General features: G+C 53.5%; 10 protein-coding genes and 2 pseudogenes. 9 read left to right on the plus strand and 3 right to left on the minus strand.

Going from position 1 to position 5,522, the window contains the following annotated elements; all coding sequences use genetic code 11:
* Positions 1 to 301 (minus strand): annotated as a pseudogene (gene fliI / locus AC2FNB_RS20230) (flagellum-specific ATP synthase FliI); the annotation flags it as partial.
* Positions 302 to 388: 87 nt separating this feature from the next.
* Here fliI and AC2FNB_RS20235 point away from each other — a divergent pair.
* The 9 genes from AC2FNB_RS20235 to AC2FNB_RS20275 are packed head-to-tail and all read left to right on the plus strand — an operon-like array spanning position 389 to position 4,965.
* The gene (locus AC2FNB_RS20235) at positions 389 to 778 is read left to right on the plus strand and encodes a FlgB family protein (RefSeq protein ID WP_496748578.1); all 390 of its coding nucleotides are present in this window, start codon (positions 389 to 391) and stop codon (positions 776 to 778) included.
* Between the two features lie 14 nt (positions 779 to 792).
* Positions 793 to 1,179, plus strand: a complete 387-nt coding sequence (flgC, locus tag AC2FNB_RS20240; RefSeq protein WP_480751616.1) for a flagellar basal body rod protein FlgC — start codon at positions 793 to 795, stop codon at positions 1,177 to 1,179.
* A gap of 12 nt (positions 1,180 to 1,191) precedes the next feature.
* Positions 1,192 to 1,482, plus strand: coding sequence for a flagellar hook-basal body complex protein FliE (gene fliE / locus AC2FNB_RS20245; RefSeq protein WP_496748579.1), 291 nt, complete (start codon positions 1,192 to 1,194; stop codon positions 1,480 to 1,482).
* Positions 1,483 to 1,485: 3 nt separating this feature from the next.
* Positions 1,486 to 1,758: a flagellar biosynthetic protein FliQ gene (locus AC2FNB_RS20250; RefSeq protein WP_480751613.1), complete on the plus strand. Its 273-nt coding sequence runs from the start codon at positions 1,486 to 1,488 to the stop codon at positions 1,756 to 1,758.
* Positions 1,758 to 2,468, plus strand: a complete 711-nt coding sequence (locus AC2FNB_RS20255) for a flagellar hook-basal body complex protein (RefSeq protein WP_480751611.1) — start codon at positions 1,758 to 1,760, stop codon at positions 2,466 to 2,468. The genes AC2FNB_RS20250 and AC2FNB_RS20255 overlap by 1 nt, the downstream gene beginning before the upstream one ends.
* Before the next feature lie 22 nt (positions 2,469 to 2,490).
* Positions 2,491 to 3,276, plus strand: coding sequence for a flagellar basal-body rod protein FlgG (gene flgG / locus AC2FNB_RS20260; RefSeq protein WP_496748580.1), 786 nt, complete (start codon positions 2,491 to 2,493; stop codon positions 3,274 to 3,276).
* Positions 3,276 to 3,692: a flagellar basal body P-ring formation chaperone FlgA gene (flgA, locus tag AC2FNB_RS20265; protein ID WP_496748581.1), complete on the plus strand. Its 417-nt coding sequence runs from the start codon at positions 3,276 to 3,278 to the stop codon at positions 3,690 to 3,692. The genes flgG and flgA overlap by 1 nt, the downstream gene beginning before the upstream one ends.
* A complete protein-coding gene (gene flgH / locus AC2FNB_RS20270) occupies positions 3,692 to 4,429 on the plus strand; it encodes a flagellar basal body L-ring protein FlgH (protein WP_496748582.1) in 738 nt (245 codons plus the stop codon). Before flgA ends, flgH begins: the two co-directional genes overlap by 1 nt.
* 8 nt (positions 4,430 to 4,437) lie before the next feature.
* The gene (locus AC2FNB_RS20275; protein ID WP_496748583.1) at positions 4,438 to 4,965 is read left to right on the plus strand and encodes a flagellar basal body-associated FliL family protein; all 528 of its coding nucleotides are present in this window, start codon (positions 4,438 to 4,440) and stop codon (positions 4,963 to 4,965) included.
* A gap of 17 nt (positions 4,966 to 4,982) precedes the next feature.
* Here the strand turns inward: AC2FNB_RS20275 and AC2FNB_RS20280 are convergent, their stop codons facing one another.
* Positions 4,983 to 5,411, minus strand: coding sequence for a hypothetical protein (locus tag AC2FNB_RS20280; RefSeq protein ID WP_496748584.1), 429 nt, complete (start codon positions 5,409 to 5,411; stop codon positions 4,983 to 4,985).
* Positions 5,408 to 5,522: pseudogene (locus AC2FNB_RS20285) on the minus strand (flagellar biosynthesis protein FlhB); the annotation flags it as partial. The pseudogene AC2FNB_RS20285 and the gene AC2FNB_RS20280, both read right to left, overlap by 4 nt.

The following is a 5,522-nucleotide window of genomic DNA, read 5'->3' on the forward strand; positions in this document are numbered from 1 at the left end:
AGTGCTGGCCCGGCGCAAATGACTTGGCGGGTTTCAGCGAAACTCGATCGCCAAGGCTAACCCCCTCAGGCGCGGCATCCGGCAACATGTGACACGTATCACGCCCGACATAAAGGACTTCCCCCGTCAAGGGCGGCCCGGATTTGCGCTGTACACAGAGCCGATCACCAACGCTTGCCGAGTTCGCAATATTCTTAATGTCGATGACACCGCGTGCAACACTGATTACCCGCCCCACGTGACGTACATAGCTCAGTTCCTTGAACTCTGCGTCCAACATCCTTGGTTCAGGTGCATGCATCGAAATTTGCTCCTCTGGTGCTCGACAACGGTTTCTAAAGGAATCGGGGTTAAGCCTTGATTGAAATTGATCGAGGGAGAAACCCCGATGTTCACTGATCTGAACGTCTTTAAGACAGCGTACGCAATGGCAACGCATGCCGGGCAACGGCAATCTGTCACTGCTCGTAATATGGCGAATGCTGATACGCCCGGATACCAGGCCCGCGATATTCAAGCATTCGAAAAGGTGTTCGAACAGTCGTCCTCAGGCGTCGAGATGCGGGCGAGTCGAGCGCTCCATTTGAATGGTCAAGACTCCGACAACTACACCTGGCCGGAGACTCTGGCCAACGGACCAGAGGAACTGAACGGCAACAACGTTTCGATCGAAGAAGAGATGTTAAAGGCCGTAGATATCAAGCGGCAACACGACCGGGCTCTGGCCATTTATCGGTCTTCTCTCAACGTGTTGCGCATCAGCCTCGGAAAATCGTGAGGCTGGGGTGGACAATGAGTGAGTTTTCAAAATCCCTCGCCACTTCGGCCAGCGCATTGCGCGCACAGGCAACTCGGTTGCGACACGTTTCAGAGAACATCTCGAACGCCGACACACCCGGATATCGCCGCAAGACCATTCCGTTTGAGACAGTAAATTCGGATGCAGGCAGCCTCGTCCAAGCAGGTCGCGTTCGCCTTGATCGCCGCGACCTCAGTCGCGTTTTCGATCCCGGCCACCCTATGGCGGATGAAACCGGCCACTATGAGGGTTCGAATGTCGATCTGATGATTGAAGTCGCCGACGCCCGCGAAGCTCAACGCAGCTATGAGGCCAACCTCAAGTTATTCGACCAGGCCCGACAGATGTCGGCTAGCCTGATGGATTTGTTACGAAAATAAAGGACAGCCAGAATGGATATCCTCACCTCTACAGCAGCACAAAACTACGCCTCGGCCCGCCCAGCAACACGACCCGACTTGACTCAAGACAGTGCCGCCCAAAACCTGCACAAGGCGGGTTTGGATTTCGCCACCGCTTTGAAACATAGTGAAGAGCTGGTCCAATCCTCCATGGTGGGACAGGTTGATCCGCATTCGCTAGTTCAGGCGCTGGCGCAAACTGAACTGGCAGTCGAAACCGCAGTAACGGTTCGCAACAAGGTTGTCGAAGCCTATCAGGAAATTCTGCGCATGCCGGTTTAATCCATGCTAAGCGAAGGGTTGTTTTTCGACATCGTGCGTCAGGCACTTTGGATAGCGGTCATCACTTCCGTGCCCATTCTTGCAGTCGCACTGGTTACTGGCCTCACTGTTGGCCTGTTTCAGGCGTTGACCTCCATTCAGGAAATGACGCTGACTTTTGTCCCGAAGCTTATCGCTATTGTGGCAGTGTTCTGGGTCTCGATGGGGTTCATGACCCAAACGCTCGTGTCGTTTTTTCAAGCTACCCTAGTTCCCCTTATCTCGGGAGGTTATTGATGGACACATCGTATGTCATCCTGTCCCGGCAATCCGGTTTGATGAATGAAACCCGCATTGTTGCAAACAACATCGCAAATGCGAACACTACCGGGTACCGGCAGCAGGGTCTCGTGTTTTCGGAGTACGTTCACAGTGGCGGTCGCTATCCGTCAACATCAATGGCTCGTGCACAGGCTCATAGCACAGCAACAAATCCGGGCGTCCTGACCAGAACCGATGGGCAATTTGACTTTGCAATCGACGGCGAGGGATTCTTTATGGTGGAGACGCAATCGGGCACACGCCTGACCCGCGCCGGAGGTTTTTCTCCGAACGCCGAGGGCGATCTTGTTTCGATCAACGGTGGTCGAGTTTTAGATATCAACGGCGCGCCGATTTTCATACCTCCTGATGCAGCCTCGATCAGCGTGGGAAATGACGGAACTCTCAGTGTCAACGGACAGCCTCTGGCACAAATCGGAGTTTACCGGGCGACGAGTCCGGCCACCATGTCGCGCGAAGGGAGCGTGACATTCAAAGTTGAAGGGGAAGTGGAGCTCGTTAACGAGTCAAGAATCCTCCACGGATTTCTCGAAGGTTCAAACGTCAATGCTATAGAGCAGATAACCCGCCTGATAGAAGTCCAGCGCGCCTATGAACTAGGGCAGAGTTTTCTCGAAACCGAAGACGAACGCGTTCGCGGCGCAATCAAAACCCTGATGCGTTGAACCCTACAAGGAGAAAAATTCTATGCGCGCCTTGAAAATCGCGGCCACCGGCATGACCGCACAACAAATGCGGGTTGAGACAATCTCTAACAACCTCGCCAATATGAACACCACAGGCTACAATGCGCGGCGGGCCGAGTTTTCGGATCTTCACTATCAGCAGATGGCACGGGCCGGCACCGTGAATGCAGCGGATGGCACGGTTCTGCCGACAGGCATCCAGCTTGGCCTCGGCGTAAAGCCTGCCGCAGTGACGGTTGAACTGGCTCAAGGAACATTGTCCGCGACAGGCAGCGATCTGGACATTGCCATCGACGGAAACGGGTATCTTGAGGTGACACTGCCAAACGGCCAATCAGCATATACGCGGGATGGCAGTTTGAAACGATCTGCCGAAGGGTTGATTGTCACATCCGACGGGTTCGCGATATCGTCAGATATCACAATTCCAAGCGACGCCCGTTCGATTTCCATCAATCCTTCCGGACAAGTCTATGCCTATTTCGACGACTCTACCGAAGCTCAGCTACTGGGAGAGTTCACGCTTGCCAGTTTCTCAAACGCCAAAGGACTTGAAGCGCTCGGAAGCAACCTTTTTCGAGAAACCGAAGCCTCAGGTGCACCTGTCATCGGCGTGCCCGGTGAGGATGGGCTAGGCACGTTGCGGCAGGGGTATCTCGAGGATAGTTCCGTTGACGCTGTGCGAGAGGTCACAGAACTGATCGAAGCGCAACGTGGATATGAGATGAATGCCAAGGTAATCTCTGCAGTCGACCAGATGATGGGCGCGACCACCCAGGTGCGCTGATGCGAAACCTCATTCTTTTATTGGCGCTCTCCCTTGCCAAAATCGGTTTGGCCGACACCGTGGCTCCCACACGAACGATCCGGGCCAAACAGATCATCCAGATGGATGATCTCGCGACACGACCTGGTGAAGTCGATGGAATGATCACCAGCCCCTCCGAAGCGATCGGCAAAGAGGCGCGGGTGGCCCTATATCCCGGCCGTCCTATCCGTATTGCCGATATCGGCCCGCCAGCCATCGTTGACCGCAACGATCTGGTAACTATCGTTTTCGATCGCGGAGCTCTTTCCATCAGTGCTGACGGGCGGGCGCTTGGTCGCGGGGCCGCAGGCGAAGTCATCCGCGTCATGAATTTATCATCCCGAACAACGTTAAGCGGTCTGGTTCGACCAGACGGAAGAATTGAGGTAAAATAATGGGCATCCACCCTTCTTGCACAATCATTCTGTTTTCCGCTCTGGCTGTCTCGGCCTGTGGTCGATTGGACCACCTTGGCAAACCACCCAGCTTCACGTCCTCAAATGAAACTCCTGAACATGTGGCGATGTTGTGGCCAGGTCTACCGACACATAGTCACCCCCAAAGGTCGGTCGACCGGTCTTCGCTTTGGAGTGGGGGGCAAAGCTCTTTGCTTGGCGATCAGCGTGCCATGAAAAAGGGAGACATTCTTACAGTGGTCATTGAAATCGACGAAAAAGCCGAGATTTCCAACGACACGAACCGGTCTCGAACCGGGTCCGAAAGCTTGGCTGTTCCACAGCTTTTAGGATTGCCGCAAAGAGCGACAGACAAGTTACCAGACGGCTTTTCCTTCGACGAGGCGGTGTCAGTCGACTCCGAAAGTTCGACCAAGGGAAAGGGGTCGATCAAACGGAAAGAGAAACTGACTTTGCGAGTGGCGGCTACAGTTGTCGACGTACTTCCCAACGGAGTTCTGTCAATAACCGGTTCCCAAGAGCTGCGAGTGAACTTTGAAATGCGCGAGTTGCTGGTCTCGGGTTTTGTCCGCCCCGAAGACATCTCTCGCCAGAACGAAATTACTTACGACAAGATTGCATCAGCGCGGGTTTCTTATGGAGGTCGCGGACAAATTACCGACGTCCAGCAACCGCGATATGGTCAGCAAATCCTGGACACATTACTTCCATTCTGAGGCAACGAATGATCAAAAAATTTCTGCCTATCGTTTTCCTCCTCGCAGGGCTTGGTGCGGGCGCTGGTGCCGGCTTGATCTTGGGTTCCCCAACTCATGGCGGCGCGCCAAAAGAGGCAACTCGTGCGAGTCGCGATCCTGCTCCTGAGTCTGATCGCTCAAAACACACACAAGAAAAGATTTCGTTCAAAAACGAACACAGTGTTGCTGGCGAAGCCGAATACTTGAAGCTGACCAAGCAGTTCGTCGTTCCGGTAGTAGAGAGGGACAGGATTTCTGCCTTGGTTACGATTTCTCTTAGTCTTGAAGCCCGGCCTGGTATCAGCGAAAAACTCTATGCCCTAGAACCCCAACTGAGGGACGGGTTTCTGCAGATTCTTTTCGATTTCTCAAACAAGGGCGGGTTTGACGGAACCTTTACGGAGTCCAGAAATCTTGACCAACTCAAGAACACGTTGCTGGTCGCAGCCAAGAAGAATTTTGGCAATGATGTATCCCGAGTATTGATCACGAGCATCGCCCGGCAGGATAGCTGAACGTTGAGTAATGTGTCCTATTCCAAAGCTTTCCTCTTAATCAACTCATACTGGACAAGCTCTTCAAACTGCTTGGTTTGTCGAGACTGCCTCAGTTCTCGTTCCTTTTTTTGGTTGAGCTCTGCCAGAACTTCTTTCTTCCCGATTGCGTCGCGCAATTGATCCAACGCGGCCAATTTTTTTGCCCTGGTACGCGCCAAGTCCATATTCAACTTTCGCCGCGTCCTTGATTCCCAACCTGTCCAAAGCAGATCGGCACCTATGGCACGGTAATCCGATATATGAAACCGCGTCTCTCTAACTTCCGCCTTTTGCGCATCAAGGCGCTCTAACTGGCGCAATGATTTCTGTTCTTCTTCCAGCACGGGCCGAATCTTTTCCAGTTCAAGCAAATACAGCGCGTGGCTGGCAGTTTCCGCCTTCTTCATCTGTTGCAGTTTCTTCATGCCCGTCCTTTTGCCTTCTTGCGCATTGCCTCGGCAAACCGAATAGCTGCGGCAACCGGTTTGTAGTGCTCCTCAGAGATCTCCTGCCCTATCTCAACAGAAGCATGCAAG

Source organism: Ruegeria sp. BHSB058 (genome assembly GCF_059613285.1).